Here is a 17,105-nt window from a genome sequence, read left to right as displayed (position 1 = left end):
GAATTCCCTCCGCCCGGCGCTTCGACTTGCCACTGGGGTCTCTCCTCGGCATCAGGCTTTGCCTGTCGCCAGGAGAGAAGCTTTGCGAAAACCGATCCTTGCCACCGTTCTGGCGCTGGGCACTTGCCTTGCCGCGCCGCTGGCTGCGCAATCCGTCACCAACAAGCAGGAAACCGCCCCCATGGAGCTGACCTTCGAACGCGTTTTTGCCTCGCCCTCGCTCGACGGGCCAGCGCCGCGCAAGGCTAAGCTGTCGCCCGACGGACGCTATCTGACCCTCCTGCGCAACCGGGCCGAGGACAAGGAGCGCTATGACCTGTGGGCTTATGACCGCGAGACCATGGCGTGGTCGATGCTGGTCGACAGCGAAAAACTGGGATCGGGCCGCGAACTCAGCGAAGACGAAAAGATGCAGCGCGAGCGCGCGCGCGTCGGCAACCTCAAGGGCATCATCGACTACCAGTGGACGTCCGACGGCAAGGGCATACTGGTGCCACTCGACGGCGACCTGATCCTCGCGCGGCTCGACGGCGAGATCGTCCGTCTGACCGACACCGAGGAGAGCGAACTCAATCCCGGGGTCAGCGACACCGGGCGCTATGTGTCATTCGTGCGCGACCGCCAGCTGTGGGTCGGCGAAATCGGCAAGGATGCGGTTCCAATTACCCCGAAGGAAGGTGAGGACATTCGCTGGGGCGAAGCGGAATTCGTCGCGCAAGAGGAAATGGCACGCCTGTCAGGTTACTGGTGGTCACCCGATGACAAGCGCATCGCTGTCGAACGCTTCGACGAGAGCATGGTCGGTGTCGTAACGCGCGCAGCAATCGGTGCGACGGGGACCAAGGTTTACGAGCAGCGCTATCCTGTCGCAGGCAGCGCCAACGCGGTGGTCGAACTCTATGTGATGAATCCAGACGGTCAGAACCGCGTGAAGGTCGACCTTGGCGACAATACTGACATCTACCTCGCGCGGGTCGATTGGGCGCCCGATGGCAGTGCAATCTATGTCCAGCGCCAGAACCGCGAGCAGACCGTTCTAGAAATGCTCAAGGTCGATCCGACGACGGGCAAAAGCAGCGTCCTGTTCGCCGAATACGCGGCGATGAAGGACTACTGGATCAACCTCAGCGACAACTACAAATGGCTCGAGGACGGATCATTGCTGTGGTGGTCGGAACGCGACGGCTACGGGCACCTGTACTTGTTCCGTAAAGGCAAGTGGACGCAGTTGACCAAGGGCGAGTGGGTCGTGACCGACCTTGTCGGGGTCGACCAGAAGAAGGGTCTGGCGTTCTTTCGCGGAACCAAGGACTCGGTGTTGGCGCCGCAGATCTACTCGATTCCCCTGACTGGCGGGAAACCGGCTCGGCTGACCGACCCGGCGTTCTCGAATGCAGCGAGCATGGACAAGAACGGGCAGACGCTGCTGGTCACGCGGTCGAACGACGACACTCCGCCGCAGAGCTTCCTGGCCGATCAGAATGGGCAGCACATTGCCTGGATCGAGGAGAATGCGCTCGACACCTCGCACCCCTATATCCCTTTCCTCGCGAGCCACAGGCCGGTGCAATATGGCACTGTTCCCGCCGCTGACGGCACCCCGCTCCATTGGGAGATGGTCACGCCCGAGATGGTGCCCGGCAAGCGCTACCCGGTCTATTTCTACCACTATGGCGGACCGGGGCCGCAGATCGTCAGCAAGGCATGGGACGGTGCGCTGCGGCAGGCGATAGTCGACAAGGGTTACATCTGGTTTGCGCTCGACAACCGCGGCAGCGCCAATCGCGGCGTCAGGTTCGAACAGCCGATCTATCGCGCCATGGGCGGGGTCGAGGTCGCCGACCAGAAGGCGGGGGCCGAGTACTTGAAGACGCTGCCCTTCGTCGATCCGGGCAAGATCGCGATCGATGGCTGGTCATACGGCGGCTACATGACGCTCAAGATGCTGGAGGCCGATCCAGGCCTCTACGCCGCAGGCATCAGCGGTGCCCCGGTGACCAAGTGGGAGCTCTATGACACCCATTACACCGAGCGTTACATGGGCATGCCGCAGAAGCATGCAGCGGCTTATGCCAAGTCCTCGGCGCTGGCGGATGCGGTCAAGATCACCGACCCACTGCTCGTCATTCATGGCATGGCCGACGACAATGTCGTGTTCGAAAACGCTACGGCGGTCATTGCCGAAATGCAGGCCGCCAACGTGCCGTTCGAAATGATGCTCTATCCCGGCTACACTCACCGCGTGTCGGGCGAGAAAATTTCGCCGCACCGCTACAACACTGTTTTCCGTTTCCTCGAGGCGCATGGGGTTACCCCGCCCGAGTAGCGCTTTCGTATGCGATAGCGCCTCTGCCATTGCGAAAGCGCCGGGAGACGCTATTTCCGCGTCTCCTTACCGATGGAGTGTTGAATTGGGCTATCGTGTTGCCGTGGTCGGCGCGACCGGGAATGTCGGACGCGAAATGATGATGGTGCTCGCCGAGCGCGAGTTTCCCTGTGACGAGGTGGCAGCTGTTGCCTCGAGCCGTTCGGTCGGCTCGGAAGTCGAATTCGGCGACACCGGCAAGATGCTCAAATGCCAGAACATCGAGCATTTCGACTGGAACGGGTGGGACATCGCCCTGTTCGCGGCGGGCAGCGGTCCGGCGAAGGAATACGCGCCCAAGGCTGCAGCGGCCGGCTGCGTGGTCATCGACAACAGCTCGCTGTTCCGCATGGACCCCGACGTGCCGCTGATCGTGCCGGAGGTGAATCCGGATGCGATCCACGACTACAAGAAGCGCAACATCATCGCGAACCCCAACTGCTCGACCGCGCAGCTGGTCGTCGCGCTGAAGCCGCTGCACGATGCGGCGACGATCAAGCGCGTGGTCGTCTCGACCTATCAGTCGGTTTCCGGCGCGGGCAAGGCGGGGATGGACGAGCTGTTCGAGCAGAGCCGGAACATCTTCGTCGGCGATCCGGTCGAACCGGTGAAGTTCACCAAGCAGATCGCCTTCAACGTCATTCCGCACATCGACGTCTTCCTCGACGATGGTTCGACCAAGGAAGAGTGGAAGATGGTGGTCGAGACAAAGAAAATCCTCGATCCCAAGATCAAGCTCACCGCCACCTGCGTGCGCGTGCCGGTGTTCGTTGGCCACTCCGAAGCCGTCAGCATCGAGTTCGAGAGCGAACTGGGCGCCGAACAGGCGATGGAAATCCTGCGCGAGGCGCCGGGCGTCATGCTCGTCGACAAGCGCGAGGATGGCGGATACGTCACCCCGATCGAAGCGGCAGGCGACAGCGCGACCTATGTTTCGCGAGTGCGCGAAGATCCAACGGTCGAGAACGGGCTCAACCTGTGGTGCGTCTCCGACAATTTGCGCAAAGGCGCGGCGCTGAACGCCGTGCAGATCGCCGAACTTCTCGGGCGCGAGTGCCTCAAGAAGGGCTGACGACCTGGCTGTCTACGATTTCACCTACGCGCTCCTGCGGGCTCCCTCACGGAGCGTGACGCAGGGGCTGCGTGACGGTGACCACGATGGCCCTGCCTATGACGATGTCTTGCGCGAGCATACGGCTTACGCAGCAGCGCTGCGCTCGTTAGGCCTTGCCGTCGAGATACTCGAGCCGCTCGAGGAATATCCGGACTCGATCTTCGTCGAGGACCCGGCACTGGTGTTCGGCGAAGGCGTGATCCTGCTCAATCCAGGAGCGCCGAGCAGGGCCGGCGAAGTCGCCGAGATCGCACCGACGCTCGAAAGACTTTTCCCGCAAGTCCTTCGTCTGGCTGAAGGCCATGTCGATGGTGGCGACGTGCTCGTTACGCCCGGCGAAGTTTTGATCGGCCTATCTGCGCGGACCGATCGCGCGGGAGCCGAGGCGCTGATCGCGGCTCTGGCGGAGCTGGGTCGAAGGGGAAGGGTGGTCGCAACGCCTGCCGGGGTGCTGCATTTCAAAACGGGTTGCGGGCTCATCGACGAGGAAACCGTTGCCGTCGTTGCCGAACTCGACGACGACGCCCTGTTCGGTGGCATGCGGCGGGTGATTGTCCCCGCCGAGGAAGCAGCGGGTGCGAACCTCCTCAGAGTGAGAGACACGGTCCTGGTGGGTGAAGAATTTCCCCGGATCAGAGATTTGGTCGAGGCGCACGGCGTGACCACCATGGCGCTCCCCGTTTCCGCAATCGGCAAGATCGACGCAGGCTTGTCATGCATGTCGCTGCGTTGGCTGGCGACTTGAATCCCGGAACGCTTTTCCCGCCCGTCGCTTGTGCAGGCATGAACAGAAAGGCCATCCTCCTCGCTCTGCCTCTGGCTCTTGCCGCATGCGGCAAATCGGAACCTGCGCCATCCCCCTCGGGGTCGGTTGAGACTGCCTCTCCCGCTGCGCAGCCCGCGTCTGACCGCTTGTCGGGTGCGAAGATCGTGTTGGATGCGAACGGACTAGGAGCGAAGGACGGCATTCCCCTTCGTTTTGGGGCTACGCGAACCGAAGTGGACGCTCTGGCGGCCAAGTCCTTCGGTGCAGAGGGCGAGAAATCGAGCAATGGCGAATGCGGCGCAGGCCCGATGGACTTCAGCCAGTACGGCCCGCTGCAAATCGCCTATCTCGACGGCAAGTTTGCAGGCTGGTTCCTGCGCACGGGCGAAGGCGTCGTGACCAGCGACGGAATCCGCCCCGGCATAACAATGGATGCGCTCAAGGGTGAACGCCAGGTCTGGGAAATCGAAAGCACCCTGCCGGGCGAGTTCGAATATACCACCGCAGACTACGGCACGATCATGGGTTTTGCCGAGGGCGGCAAGATCACCTCGCTCGCCGCCGGCGTAACCTGCTTCTTCCGCTGATCACTCACCGGGCGGAGGCAAGGGCGCTCCCATCGGCTTTGGTCGGCGCATTATGAAGGCAAGCGGGACAGCCGCCAGCGTGATCCACATCATCATCCAGAAATCGTCGATATAGGCGACCATCGCGGCCTGACGATTGGCTTCCAGGTCGAGCATGCGCAACGCCACTTCGCCGAGGTTCTGGTAGCGGTCGACCGTGCTCACATCGATCACGCTGGACACCGAAGCTCCCGTCACTTCGGATGCGATGTCGGCATGGGCAGTCTGCAGATTTCGCGCAAGCATGACGGTGGTCAGCGAGATGCCCGCCGATGCGCCGAGCGAGCGGAACAGATTGAGCAAGCTCGAACCGTCGGTCCGCAGGCGTGGTGGCAGGGTGCCAAACGCGCTGACATTGAGCGGGATGAAGACGAGCCCCATGCCGAGCCCCTGCACGAGACCCGACGCGACGATGTGAAGGCGATCAACGCCCAGCGACCACTGGGCCATCTCGTACAGAGAGATTGCGCAGATGATAAAGCCGGTCGCGACAACCGGACGGGGATCGAAGTTCCTTCGCATCGCCATTCCGGCAAACTGCATCGAGATGAGCACGCCGATCCCGCGCGGCATCAACACCAGTCCGGTATCGATCACGTCATAACCCATCAGCTGCTGCAGCATGGGCGGCAGAAGGGCCATTGTCGCGAACATGACGACTCCGATGGCAAGCATGAAGCCCATCGCAATGGCGAAGTTCCGATCGGCGAAAAGTGCCCGGTCGAAAAGCGGCATTTTAGCAGTGTTGAGGTGGATTACCGCCATCCAGGTCGCCGAGATGAATAGGAAGGTCCACATCCAGATTTCGTAACTGTCGTACCAGTCGAGCGTCTGTCCGCGATCGAGAAGCATCTGGAAACTGGCTAGCGCGATGCCGACGAACGCGAAGCCGGCGAGGTCGAAGGGGCGCTTTTCAATCTCCCGGTGAGGCAGGTACGCCATCAGGATTGCCAGGCTCAGGATACCGATGGGCAGGTTGACGTAGAACACCCAGCGCCAGTTTGCCTGCTCGGTCAGCCAACCACCCAACACTGGTCCCAGAATGGGGCCGATCATGATGCCCATGCCCCACAGGGCCATCATTTGAGCGTGTTTGCTGGGCTTGTTGGTGTCGAGCATGAACGCCTGGCTCAAAGGCGCGATAAACGCGCCCGAGATGCCCTGCAGGGCCCGGAACAGCACCATTTCCTCGAGGTTCTGCGCGATCCCGCACAGCATGGATGTGACGATGAACGCGAAAACCGACCCGATGAACAGCCGGCGTCCGCCGATGCGGTCCGACAGCCATCCGGTGATGGGCAGGGCCACGGCGCTGGCAACGATATAGCTCGTCAGCACCCAGGTGATTGTCTCGGTAGTCGCGCCCAGGCTGGTGCGCATGTGGGGGATCGCGACGTTCGCGATGGTCGTGTCGAGGATCTGGAGGAGAGAAGCTCCCATGATCCCGATCACGAGCACGCCTGGATTGTCGACGGGCAGCTGGGCCACGTCCGGCGCAGGGGCAGGGGCTGCCGGTGCGCCCGATCCCGAGGGGACGGCACGAGTTGCCATAGCTTAGTGCTTTTTGCCGTCGGTGAAGACGGTAACCTCGGTCGACAGGCCGGCGATAAGCGGGCGCGGGCTCGTCTCGTCGATGGCGATCCGCACGGGAACACGCTGGGTGACCTTGACCCAGTTACCCGTGGCGTTCTGCGCCGGGATGACGGAGAATTCGCTACCGGTGCCTGCACCGATCGAGGCGACGTGACCCTTCAGCTTGAGGCCCGGGTAGGCGTCGAACTCAACTTCGGCAGGCTGTCCCACCTGCATGTTGGCTAGGTCGGTTTCCTTGAAATTGGCTTCCACATAGCTGCTGCCGTCGGCGACCAGCGTCAGCACAGGCAGGCCCTGGACGACCTGTTGTCCGGCCTGGAGCCGGTCGGCTTGCGCGATACGGCCAGCAGCGGGGGCGCGAACCTCTGTCCGGCGTAGCTGGAGTTGGGCGACCGCCCGCTGCGCCTTGCCTGTGGCGACCTGCGGGTTTTCGCCCGGGACGGCCGATCCGGTTGCGAGCTTGGCGCCAGCGGCCTGCTGCCGCGCTTCGGCCTGGCGCAGTTGCTCGCGCGCCTGGTTGACCGCGTGCTGGGCCGCATCGTGTTCGGTCTTGGTCAGGAAGCCGCGTCTGAATAACTCGTCCTTGCGGCGGAAATTCGCTTGCGCAAACGCGATGTCCTCGCGTGCGGCCGCAATGTCTGCACCCGAGAGGTCGGCCGAATTCGACAGCGCGGTCACATTGGCCTGCGCAGTTGCGATGGCGGCATCGGCCTGCGCGATCTGGAGGCGATAAGGCTCGGGATCGATACGGAAAAGCAGGTCGCCAGCCTTAACGCTGTCGCCTTCCTTGACCATCACCTCGACAATCTCGCCGCCGACTTGCGAGCTGACCGATACCTTGTCCTGCTGGATATAGGCGTTGTCGGTGCTGACCTGGCCCTGCAGCGAAAACCAATAGAAGCCTCCCGCGACTAGCAGCACCAAGGGAACGCTGAGCATCAGGGCCAGGCGGCCCCATTTGCGCTTGGGCTTGTCGGTGGCAACATAGTCCTCGACGATGACCGTATTGGTCTCACCCTGGATCTGCGGATCGGCCTCAGCCATTTGCGACGTCCTTGAATTCACGTTCGGCCGACAGATTGGCCGAAACTTTCTCGAGCAGTTCGGCCAGCGTCTCGCGCTCGCCACTGGAAAGGCCCTCGGCCATGTCCTCGACCAGGCCGTTGACGATAACCCGCAAGGGCTCGACGATTTCCCGGCTTTTCGCAGTGAGGTGGAGCAGGCGAGCCCGCCGATCGGTCGGATCGGGCACGCGCTCGATCCACCCCGCTTCTTCCATGCGGTCTACGAGACGGGTGAGTGTGATGGGCTCGACCTCGATCCGTTCGGCATAGAAGGCCTGGTTATTGTCGGGGAATTTGAACAGGCTGAGCAGCAGGCGCGCCTGCACTGCGGTCAGGCCCAAGCTGCGCACACGTTCGTCGAACGTCTTGCGCAGCAGGCGACCGCTGTCAGACAGAAGATATCCGAGATTGGTTTCCATAGCGGCGCATATAATAAGCATGCTTACTATTGCAAGCAAGACTTCACGCGGCGATACGAATGCGCGAGGGAGGACTCGATGACGCTCACTGCCGATCTCTTTTTCAGCTTCAGATCGCCCTACAGCTACCTTTCGATCGGCAGGTACCGTGCCATGGCGGAGGAATATGACGTCGATATAGCGCTGCGTCCGGTCTATCCGCTAGCAGTGCGACAGCCCGATTTCTTCGAGCGCAATCACCCCAACTGGCTCGGTTACACCATGCGCGACATGATCCGTGTGGCGCAGTTCCACGCCATCCCCTTCGGTGCGCCGCGACCCGATCCGATCATTCAGAATGTGATGACGCGGGAAATTGCAGCCGAGCAGCCTTACATCCGTCGTGTCACGCGGATGGGGCAGGCGGCAGCGAGGCGGGGCAAGGGGCTCGTATTCGCAGCCGAGGCCGGGCGGATGATATGGGGTGGGCAAGAGAACTGGCACGAGGGTGACCATCTTGCGACGGCTTTGGAGCGCGCCGATCTCGATGCGACCGAAATCGAAGTCGAGGTCGCGAGCGAGGCCGAGGCGCTCGATGCGGAAATCGGGGCCAACCAGGCCGCGCTCGAAGCGGCAGGTCACTGGGGCGTACCGACCCTTGTCTTCGAGGGGGAGCCGTTCTTCGGACAGGATCGTATCGACATGGTCAAATGGCGCATGGAGCAGAGAGGTCTGGCAAGGCGATGAAAGGCGAAGTGACTGGCGGGTGCCTTTGCGGATCGGTGCGCTACACTTTGCGCGAAGGTTTCCGGCTCAACCCCTACGCCTGCCATTGCACCGACTGCCAGAGCCGCACCGGCTCGGCCTTCAGCGAACACATGCTGTTCGCACTCGGCGATCTAGAGATCTCCGGCGAACTCGATATCGGAGAATATGACCAGCCCAGTGGAGCGCATTCGCGCATTTTCGGCTGTGCCCGGTGCAAGTCGCGGATCTACGCAGTGAACGACAGTCGCGAAGGGATGGCCAGTTTGCGCTGCGGAACACTCGACTTGAGCGCTTCATTCACACCTTCCGCGCATGTCTGGGTGAAGAGCAAGCAGCCGTGGATCGGCCTGCCAGCCGATGCCAGGGTAATGGAAGAACAGCCGCGCAGCAGCGAGGACTGGATCAAGTTCGTGGGGGTAGCATGAGTTATTCAGGTGTGAAGGAAGGCGGCTGCCAGTGCGGCCGCGTCCGGTACAGAGTCGATGTCGAGGGTGCCGAGGCCTACCTCTGCCATTGCCGCATGTGCCAGAAGGCAACCGGCGGCTTCGCGGCGGCCTTCGTGCAGGTCGAAGACAATCACCTGACCTGGGAAAGCCAACCCGATTGGTACGACAGCAGTCCGATCGCACAGCGCCCGTTCTGCAAGCATTGCGGCACGCCGCTGGGCTTCCGCTTCAAGGACGGGAAGGGGCAGGACCTGACGGTGGGCAGCTTCGACGATCCCTCCGATTTCGTGCCGATTGCCCATGCCGGGGCCGAGGGCCTGCACGAGGCCTGGATCGACCTTCGCGCGCTCCCGAGACAACGTAGCGAAGACACCAAGAGTGTCGCCGACCGCTGGCACCAGGCAGGGCTCGAGGTTCCCGAATGAGAACCGAGCGCTTCGCCAGTTTCGACGGAGTCGAACTTGCCCTGCATCGACACGGGGCAGGCAGGCCATTCGTCCTGCTCCACGGCCTGTTCTCGAGTTCGGAAATGAACTGGATCAAGTGGAGGCACCACGAGACGATTGCAGCGCGCGGCTACGAAGTGCTGATGCTGGATTTCCGGGTGCACGGGGAGAGCGAGGTGCCGACCGATCCGGCCGCCTATCCGCAAAACGTTTTGGTGCGTGATGTCGTGGCATTGGTCGAGCATCTGGGATTGCAGGACTACGACCTCGGCGGCTTTTCGCTCGGTGCTCGCACGACGCTCCATGCCACGGCCAAGGACTTCCTCGAACCTGCTCGCGTCGTCATCGGTGGCATGGGGACCGCGGGGCTCGGCGAGTGGCAGAAGCGCGCGGGCTTTTTCCGCAGGGTTATCGATGAATTCGACAGCATCGAACAGGGCGATCCGGCCTATTTCTCCAAGATGTTCCTGAAGTCTCAGGGCGTCGACCGGGTCGCTGCACGCATGTTGCTCGACACCATGCCGGACCTCGACCTCGCCATGCTCGACAACATCACCGTACCCGCGCTGGTGGTCTGCGGCGAGGAAGACCGGGACAATGGCTCGGCGTCCGAACTGGCCGCGCTGCTTCCCGATGCCACATTCGTCGAGGTACCGGGCAATCACATGAGCAGCTGCACCAAGCCGGAAATGGGGCAGGCGATTGCCGATTGGCTGGGAGACGCCGCATGACACTGAAACGCGCCTTTCTCTGGACCTGGATCGGCGGACTGGTCCTGTTCGCCATCGTGATCGCGTTGAGCCTGCCGCTTGTCCTGACCGAGGTACCGGGCGGCATAGCCGACCATCAGGCCGCCGCGACGGCGGCAGAAGTCGATCGGATCCAGAATGCATGGCGCCTGGCCGGACTATGGAACCAGGCGGCGATCGCAATGATCGGGGACCTCGTCTTTATCGGCGTTTACGGCGTTGGCTGCATGCTCGGGGGAAGGCACTTCATGACCTCCTCCACGTCTCGGGTCCGCTCTCTGGGCATGGTCGCGCTCATGGCAGGTTTCCTCTTCCTCGCCACCGACTACACCGAAACGGTGGCGCAGTTCGTGCAGCTCGTCCAATTTGAAGGCGATGATGTGCTTGCAGGACTTGCTGCGACGGTGAGGCCAATCAAGATGGCCGCATGGATCATCGCGACCTTAGCTATCCTCCTGGCGCTCGCCCTCGACCGGAAATCGCGCCGCACCGCTTGATTAAGCTTGGCTGCAGGTGCAATCCGGTAGCCAATGAAACCAGTCGCAGATTTCCACCCGAGAGGATGACAATGAAACTCGCCCCCGTTGCGCTGTCCGCGCTCGCCATTTCGCTCGCCGCCTGTACAACTGCCAATGCGGAACCGGTCGAGAGCGTGCCGCTGGCGCCCGCCGCCGCATCCGCCGACCAATACCCGTTGACGCCGCAAGGTGCCGCCGACTGGGTGGCGATGGTCGAAAAGGAGCAGGGCAGGCTGATCGTCGAACAGGCACGCATCGACTGGATCAACGCCACTTACATCACCGACGATACCAACGCGCTTGCAGCCGATATCGGCGGCAGGGTCGCGGCCAAATCGGTCGACTATGCCCTCGAAGCGGCCAAGTTTGCCGAAGTGAAGGGGCTTGATCCCGACGTCGAGCGCAAGCTCAACATCCTGCGCACCGCAATCAATCTTCCCGCTCCCACCACCGAGGGTGCCGCAGAGCGTGCTGCCCAGCTCGCCGTCGGCCTCGGCGCGAAATACGGTGCAGGCAAGGGCACGCTCAACGGCAAGCCGATCAACGGGTCGGATATCGAGGCCGAGATGGGCAACCTCAACCACACCCCCGCGGAATACGCGGAGATGTGGGCCAGCTGGCACACCAATGTCGGTGCACCGATGAAGGGCGAGTACCAGGAGCTAGTGGGACTTTCGAACGCAGGGGCCAAGGAACTCGGCTTCTCCGACGTGGGTGCTATGTGGCGTTCCGGCTACGACATGACTCCCGAACAGTTTGCCGCCGAGACGGAGCGCATGTGGCAGGAAGTGAAGCCGCTCTACATGGCGCTGCACACCTACGTCCGCTGGAAGCTCAACGAGAAGTACGGCGACAAGGTCCAGCCCAAGACCGGCCCAATCCGCGCCGACCTCCTCGGCAACATGTGGGCGCAGGAATGGGGCAATATCTACCCGCTCGTCGCACCCAAGGGCGCAGGCGACGTCGGCTATGACATCACCGACCTTATCGCCAAGAAGGGTATGAACGAGATCGACATGGTCAAGGCGGGCGAGGGCTTCTTCTCCTCGCTCGGTTTCGCGCCGCTGCCGGACACGTTCTGGACCCGCAGCCAGTTTACCAAGCCCGCCGACCGCGAAGTGGTCTGCCACGCATCGGCCTGGGACATCGACAATGTCGACGACCTGCGCATCAAGATGTGCATAAAGCCCAACGCCGACGACTTCGTGACCATCCACCACGAGCTTGGCCACAACTACTACCAGCGCGCCTACAACGAGCAGCCATTCCTCTATCTCAACGGTGCCAATGACGGCTTCCACGAGGCAATCGGCGACACCATCGCGCTCTCGATCACGCCAGAATACCTCGTCCAGATCGGCATGCTCGACCGCAAGGACGTGCCGAGCGCGGACAAGGACATCGGCTTGCTGCTTCGCCAGGCGATGGATAAGGTCGCCTTCCTGCCCTTCGGCCTGCTGGTAGACCGTTGGCGCTGGGGCGTGTTCGACGGGTCGATTACACCTGCCGAATACAACACCGCGTGGCACGGTCTGAAGCTGCAGTACCAGGGCATCACTCCGCCGGTCGAGCGGCCTGCGGATGCCTTCGACGCAGGTGCCAAGTACCACATCCCCGGCAACGTCAGCTACACGCGCTACTTCCTTGCGCGCCTGCTGCAGTTCCAGTTCTACAAGGCTGCTTGCGACCAGGCGGGCTGGAAGGGCCCGCTCCACCGTTGTTCGTTCTACGGCAACAAGGAAGTCGGCAAGAACCTCAATGCGATGCTCGAAATGGGTGCAAGCAAGCCTTGGCCCGATGCGCTGGAGGCATTCACCGGCGAGCGCCAGATGAGCGGCAAGGCGATGGTGGAATACTTCGCCCCGCTCAAGAAGTGGCTTGACGAGCAGAACAAGGGCAAGCCGAGCGGTTGGTAATCCGACCGATCTTTGCCATGGGACCTCGACCCGGCAAGCGTAAGGCTTGCCGGGCGGGGGATTGCTGATGGCGAAGAACAAGGTTTTGCCGGTCGTGGGCTGGCGCGAACTGGTCCACCTGCCCGAACTGGGTCTGTCGGGCATCCCGGCCAAGATAGATACGGGCGCGCGAACCTCTTCGCTTCACGCAACGGTAATCGAAGAGTTCGAGCGAGACGGTCAGAAGTACGTGCGCTTCGCAGTCGACTTCCCGCAGCAGAAAGTGCGGCAGATCTGCGAAGCGGTGCATGTCGACATTCGCGGCATTACCAGTTCGAATGGCGGAACGCAGTACCGTTACGTCATCAAGACGCCGATGCGGATCGGCGATGCTGAGTTTCGCGCCGAGATCAGCCTCGCAAACCGCTCGGACATGAAATTTCCGATGCTTGTCGGGCGCTCGTCGCTAAGACGCAGGTTTGTAGTCGATTCGGGCTATTCCTGGCTGCAGACGCCGGAGCTGGAAACCAAAAAGGGTCACAAGCCATGAAGATCGCCATGCTGGCGCGAAATCCGAACCTGTATTCGCACCAGCGGCTGCTGGAGGCGGCGGAGCAGCGCGGACACCAGCTCGACATCCTCAACACGCTGCGATGCACGGTGAACATCGCCAGCCATCGCCCGACGGTCAGCTACAATGGCGAAACCGTGGCGAAGTACGATGCAGTCATCCCGCGTATCGGGGCTTCGATCACCAACTACGGTCTTGCGGTCCTGCGCCAGTTTGAAATGAGCGGCGTGTGGCCATTGAACGAGAGCGTTGCCATCGGCCGTAGCCGCGACAAGCTGCGCTCGATGCAGATCCTTGCCAAGCACGGCATCGGCCTGCCGCTGACGGCTTACGCAAACGACCCCAAGCAGGCAGAAGAAATCATCAAGGCGGTGAAGGGACCGCCGGTGGTGATCAAGCTGCTCGAAGGGACTCAGGGCATTGGTGTCGTCCTTGCCGAGACCATGAGCAGCGCAAAGTCGGTGATCGAGGCGTTCCGCGGTGCCAACGTCAACATCCTCGTCCAGGAATTCATCAAGGAAGCCGGCGGCACCGACATCCGTGCGCTCGTCATCGGCGGCAAGGTTGTCGCCGCGATGAAGCGCACCGGTGCAGCCGATGATTTCCGCAGCAACCTCCACCGTGGAGGCAGTGCCGAGCTGGTCAAGATCACACCTGCAGAGCGCTCGACCGCCGTCAGCGCTGCCAAGCGCATGGGCCTCAACGTCTGCGGCGTGGACATGCTTCGGTCAAATCACGGTCCGGTGATCATGGAGGTCAACAGCTCGCCCGGTCTCGAGGGCATCGAGAGTGCGACGGGCAAGGATATCGCCGGCATGATCATCGACTTCGTCGTCGCCAATGCCAAGGCAGGGAAGACCAAGACCAAAGGCAAGGGGTGACTGAGGATCCGGCCACCCTTCACACGACCACTCGCGAGGGCGTCAAACTCGCTTGGTGGGAGCGTGGAGAGCAATTCCGCGGCAGCGCCCCGACAATGGTATTCGCGCATGCAACCGGCTTCCACGGACGGGTGTTCGATGCCATCGCCGAGTTTTTTCCCAAGCGCCATATCCTTCAACTCGACATGCGCGGGCACGGCCGTTCGCAAAGTGTCCGAATTGAGCATTGGATCGAGTTCGCCCGCGACATTGCCGCCGTTTTGGCTGCAGCACGCGTAGGGGCTGCGGAAGGCATCGGCCATTCGATGGGCGCGCATTCCATCCTCCAATGCGCCGCTGACAATCCTGATCTGTTTTCCCGGCTCGTCCTGTTCGACCCTGTAGTCCTTCCGCCCGAGCTCTATGCGGGGGCCGGCTCGATCGAGGATCATCCGACTTCCCGACGCAAGAACCGGTTCTCCGGCGTCGAAGAAATGATCGACCGGTTTCGCAGTCGCGATCCATATGACCTGTTCGATGGGCGAGTTTTCGAAGATTACTGTCGCTTCGGACTGCTACCGGCAACAGATGGGGAAGGCATGGTGCTCGCATGCGCCCCGGAAACGGAGGCGAGCGTCTACATGACGAGCCGCAGCAATCCCGGAGTTCTCGATGCTGCGAGAAAGCTAGCCTGCCAGGCTCTCGTGGTGCGGGCGAAGCAACTGGGCATGCACGACTTCAAGTCTTCGCCGACCTGGCCCGGGCTGGCCGCTGCGATCCCCAATGGGCGCGACCTATATCGTCCGGACATGACGCATTTCCATCCGTTCCAGGATCCGTCCGATGCGGCACGGATCATCGGCGAATGGATGGAAGTGGACTGAACTAAGCGTTTCGCGCCATCAGTCCCCCATCCACCGGGATGACCGCACCGGTGATGTAGCTTGCAGCAGGTAGAACGAGAGAGAGGGTCATGTGCGCGACCTCCTCCGGATCGCCATATCTCTTCAAGGCAGTGCGACGCTTGGCGAAGATCACCTTGTGATCGTCAGGCACCTTGTCGGTCATCGCCGTGCTGATTGGGCCAGGACAGATGCAATTGACCGTGATTCCCTCGGGCCCGAGATCGACCGCCAGGCCACGGGTCAGCCCGGTCACGCCGGTCTTGGCAGCGACATAAGGAGTATCCCCGGGTGTCGCACCGAGACCTTCCGTCGAAGCGATATTGACGATCCGCGCCGCATCGCTCTTGCGCAGGTGGGGGAGGGCAGCGCGGACCATTCGCTGGTGGGCGGTGAGCATGACTGCAAGCGAACGAGCCCAGATTTCCTCGTAGGCATCGCCCTCGTCGAGGGGGCAGAAGCTGGAAACGCCGGCATTGTTGACGAGGATGTCGACCCCGCCGAAGTCTTCCGCGACCTGAGCAACTACACGCTTGATAGCGTCTGCGTCACCGACATCGAGCGCATAGGGCTTGGCTTTAGTCCCGCACTCACGCGCAACTTCCTGGCAGGCCGCTAGGTCGAGATCGGTCACCGCGACCTTGGCACCCTGTTCGGCGAACAGCCTTGCAGTTGCGCGCCCCATTCCGCTGGCGGCGCCGGTCACGATAGCGACACGCCCGGCAATCGATCGCGATCGGTTGGATGACTCGGTCATGCTTCTCCCCTTCGTTTCGGGGGCTAACATGCGTGCCGAGCGTGGGGGAAGCCTATTCCGCCGCCATCTTGAGCAGTTCGATTTCTTCGCGCAGGCGCTGGAGCTCCATCTCATAGAGGCGGGTGCAGTCGATCCGGTCAGGTTTGTTTCCCAGGGGGATCGTGACGCGCAGATAGACGAGACCTCTTTGGTCGCGATCCTGGTTATACAGCCGATAGGGACTTTCGCCTTGTTCTGGCGGACTGGCAGCGGACGCAGCGGCACCCATGTCGACGTAGGCCCCGTTGGAATTCATCGACTGCCTGCATCGGGTGCCGTTTGCCGTTTCGATGGAATCCTCCCCCCCTGTGCCATGTGGAGCAGGGGGAAGGTAGATGCCCTGGGTCTGCGCCAAAGCGGCCCCGGAGCTAGCGAGCAGTGCGCAGGCGCCGAGCGCCAAGGCGGGAACAAACGCGCGCATGGATGCTGACCTTTCCGGTTTCGACCTTTTCCGCACAAACACGGAATTGCACTTCCTCGCCCTGTGTGAGGGAGTGAATGATGACAAGGATACGTCGACTACTGCCAGCCGCGATCGCGGTTTCGGCGGGTAAGATGGAAACCCGTGACGCTTCGATGCCCGTGTCAGGTTCGACGTAGGCCCGAAACTTGCGTGCAGCGGGGTAGGGATTGGTAATCGTCAGGTAGAAGCCTTTGTCAGGCCCGGCCGTGACGCCGCTCTTCTGAAGCGGGCCAAGCCCGACCGCCCACACACAGGTCGAGCCGAGCAAGCTTGCCATCGCGAGCGCACATGCCAGAGGCCTCATCCCGAGCATGTCACGACCGTTGTGATGGTGTAATCACCCGCATCAAAGCCACCGGGGTCCGCCGCCCGTGCGTCCACCGTATAGATATCGGCGAGGTCTGAGGACGTGCTGAAACTTTCTGAACTCGTATATGTCTGCGCCGCCCCGTCGAGAGAGCTGTAGCTGATCTCTGGCGTCACCCCGGAGACATCGTTGGTGGACGTTATCGACGGGGCGGCGAAGGTGATGGTAGGGCTCCCGCCGAGAGCGGTCACTACGACCTGGGCTGGAGAACCACCTGAATTTTGGGAAGAAAGCTGAGTGTAGTCGCTGTTGGGGGCGAGTGCCCCGTCGGTAACCACGAAAGTGCACGACACTTGCAGGGAAGCGTCGAGGTTCACGGTCTCCGCTCGACTCGGTACGGCGAAGGTCGCGGCCGCTATCGCAGAGCCACACAGCAAGAACTGGAATTTCATGGCATT

20 protein-coding genes are annotated in these 17,105 nt (G+C 62.0%); 13 read left to right on the top strand and 7 right to left on the bottom strand.

All coding sequences use genetic code 11. The features are described from left to right. Positions 1-82 precede the first annotated feature (82 nt). From RAM60_RS06865 to RAM60_RS06850, 4 genes are all read left to right on the top strand, one after another. Positions 83-2,326: a S9 family peptidase gene (locus tag RAM60_RS06865; RefSeq protein ID WP_510640389.1), complete on the top strand. Its 2,244-nt coding sequence runs from the start codon at positions 83-85 to the stop codon at positions 2,324-2,326. 85 nt (positions 2,327-2,411) lie between these two features. After that, complete coding sequence (locus tag RAM60_RS06860; protein WP_369025017.1) at positions 2,412-3,437, top strand: aspartate-semialdehyde dehydrogenase; 1,026 nt, start codon at positions 2,412-2,414, stop codon at positions 3,435-3,437. A 55-nt stretch (positions 3,438-3,492) separates the two neighbouring features. Next, positions 3,493-4,224 carry an arginine deiminase family protein gene (locus RAM60_RS06855; protein WP_369025018.1) on the top strand — a complete coding sequence of 244 codons (732 nt, stop codon included), beginning with the start codon at positions 3,493-3,495 and terminating at the stop codon, positions 4,222-4,224. A 254-nt stretch (positions 4,225-4,478) separates the two neighbouring features. Further along, positions 4,479-4,832 carry a hypothetical protein gene (locus RAM60_RS06850; RefSeq protein ID WP_369025019.1) on the top strand — a complete coding sequence of 118 codons (354 nt, stop codon included), beginning with the start codon at positions 4,479-4,481 and terminating at the stop codon, positions 4,830-4,832. Here RAM60_RS06850 and RAM60_RS06845 read toward each other — a convergent pair whose 3' ends face one another. Genes RAM60_RS06845 through RAM60_RS06835 form a run of 3 tightly spaced genes read right to left on the bottom strand, consistent with a single transcriptional unit; the run spans position 4,833 to position 7,947 of the window. Then, complete coding sequence (locus RAM60_RS06845; protein ID WP_369025020.1) at positions 4,833-6,422, bottom strand: DHA2 family efflux MFS transporter permease subunit; 1,590 nt, start codon at positions 6,420-6,422, stop codon at positions 4,833-4,835. A gap of 3 nt (positions 6,423-6,425) precedes the next feature. Further along, the gene (locus RAM60_RS06840) at positions 6,426-7,508 is read right to left on the bottom strand and encodes an HlyD family secretion protein (protein ID WP_369025021.1); all 1,083 of its coding nucleotides are present in this window, start codon (positions 7,506-7,508) and stop codon (positions 6,426-6,428) included. After that, positions 7,501-7,947: a MarR family winged helix-turn-helix transcriptional regulator gene (locus tag RAM60_RS06835; RefSeq protein WP_200984037.1), complete on the bottom strand. Its 447-nt coding sequence runs from the start codon at positions 7,945-7,947 to the stop codon at positions 7,501-7,503. The genes RAM60_RS06840 and RAM60_RS06835 overlap by 8 nt, the downstream gene beginning before the upstream one ends. A gap of 78 nt (positions 7,948-8,025) precedes the next feature. Here RAM60_RS06835 and RAM60_RS06830 point away from each other — a divergent pair, with 78 nt between their 5' ends. From RAM60_RS06830 to RAM60_RS06790, 9 genes are all read left to right on the top strand, one after another. Next, positions 8,026-8,673: a 2-hydroxychromene-2-carboxylate isomerase gene (locus RAM60_RS06830; protein WP_369025022.1), complete on the top strand. Its 648-nt coding sequence runs from the start codon at positions 8,026-8,028 to the stop codon at positions 8,671-8,673. Further along, positions 8,670-9,119, top strand: a complete 450-nt coding sequence (locus tag RAM60_RS06825) for a GFA family protein (RefSeq protein ID WP_369025023.1) — start codon at positions 8,670-8,672, stop codon at positions 9,117-9,119. The genes RAM60_RS06830 and RAM60_RS06825 overlap by 4 nt, the downstream gene beginning before the upstream one ends. Next, positions 9,116-9,565, top strand: a complete 450-nt coding sequence (locus RAM60_RS06820) for a GFA family protein (RefSeq protein WP_369025024.1) — start codon at positions 9,116-9,118, stop codon at positions 9,563-9,565. The genes RAM60_RS06825 and RAM60_RS06820 overlap by 4 nt, the downstream gene beginning before the upstream one ends. Beyond that, a complete protein-coding gene (locus RAM60_RS06815) occupies positions 9,562-10,317 on the top strand; it encodes an alpha/beta fold hydrolase (protein WP_369025025.1) in 756 nt (251 codons plus the stop codon). The genes RAM60_RS06820 and RAM60_RS06815 overlap by 4 nt, the downstream gene beginning before the upstream one ends. Further along, entirely contained in the window at positions 10,314-10,832 is a 519-nt protein-coding gene (locus RAM60_RS06810) for a hypothetical protein (protein WP_369025026.1), read from the top strand. Before RAM60_RS06815 ends, RAM60_RS06810 begins: the two co-directional genes overlap by 4 nt. A gap of 71 nt (positions 10,833-10,903) precedes the next feature. Next, positions 10,904-12,769, top strand: a complete 1,866-nt coding sequence (locus tag RAM60_RS06805) for a M2 family metallopeptidase (RefSeq protein WP_369025027.1) — start codon at positions 10,904-10,906, stop codon at positions 12,767-12,769. 67 nt (positions 12,770-12,836) lie between these two features. Further along, a complete protein-coding gene (locus RAM60_RS06800) occupies positions 12,837-13,298 on the top strand; it encodes an ATP-dependent zinc protease family protein (RefSeq protein WP_369025028.1) in 462 nt (153 codons plus the stop codon). After that, a complete protein-coding gene (gene rimK, locus RAM60_RS06795) occupies positions 13,295-14,200 on the top strand; it encodes a 30S ribosomal protein S6--L-glutamate ligase (protein WP_200984029.1) in 906 nt (301 codons plus the stop codon). The genes RAM60_RS06800 and rimK overlap by 4 nt, the downstream gene beginning before the upstream one ends. Further along, a complete protein-coding gene (locus RAM60_RS06790; RefSeq protein WP_369025029.1) occupies positions 14,197-15,063 on the top strand; it encodes an alpha/beta fold hydrolase in 867 nt (288 codons plus the stop codon). The genes rimK and RAM60_RS06790 overlap by 4 nt, the downstream gene beginning before the upstream one ends. Before the next feature lies 1 nt (position 15,064). Here RAM60_RS06790 and RAM60_RS06785 read toward each other — a convergent pair whose 3' ends face one another. The 4 genes from RAM60_RS06785 to RAM60_RS06770 form a co-directional block, all read right to left on the bottom strand. Beyond that, positions 15,065-15,838 carry an SDR family NAD(P)-dependent oxidoreductase gene (locus tag RAM60_RS06785; protein ID WP_369025030.1) on the bottom strand — a complete coding sequence of 258 codons (774 nt, stop codon included), beginning with the start codon at positions 15,836-15,838 and terminating at the stop codon, positions 15,065-15,067. A gap of 52 nt (positions 15,839-15,890) precedes the next feature. Then, positions 15,891-16,133 carry a hypothetical protein gene (locus RAM60_RS06780; RefSeq protein WP_369025031.1) on the bottom strand — a complete coding sequence of 81 codons (243 nt, stop codon included), beginning with the start codon at positions 16,131-16,133 and terminating at the stop codon, positions 15,891-15,893. Between the two features lie 112 nt (positions 16,134-16,245). After that, positions 16,246-16,617, bottom strand: a complete 372-nt coding sequence (locus tag RAM60_RS06775) for a hypothetical protein (RefSeq protein ID WP_369025032.1) — start codon at positions 16,615-16,617, stop codon at positions 16,246-16,248. A 23-nt stretch (positions 16,618-16,640) separates the two neighbouring features. Next, entirely contained in the window at positions 16,641-17,099 is a 459-nt protein-coding gene (locus RAM60_RS06770; RefSeq protein WP_369025033.1) for a hypothetical protein, read from the bottom strand. Between the last annotated feature and the right edge of the window lie 6 nt (positions 17,100-17,105).

This window comes from Qipengyuania sp. RANM35 (genome assembly GCF_041021145.2).
GTDB lineage: Bacteria > Pseudomonadota > Alphaproteobacteria > Sphingomonadales > Sphingomonadaceae > Qipengyuania > Qipengyuania soli.
This window is presented reverse-complemented; position numbering and strand designations above follow the sequence as displayed.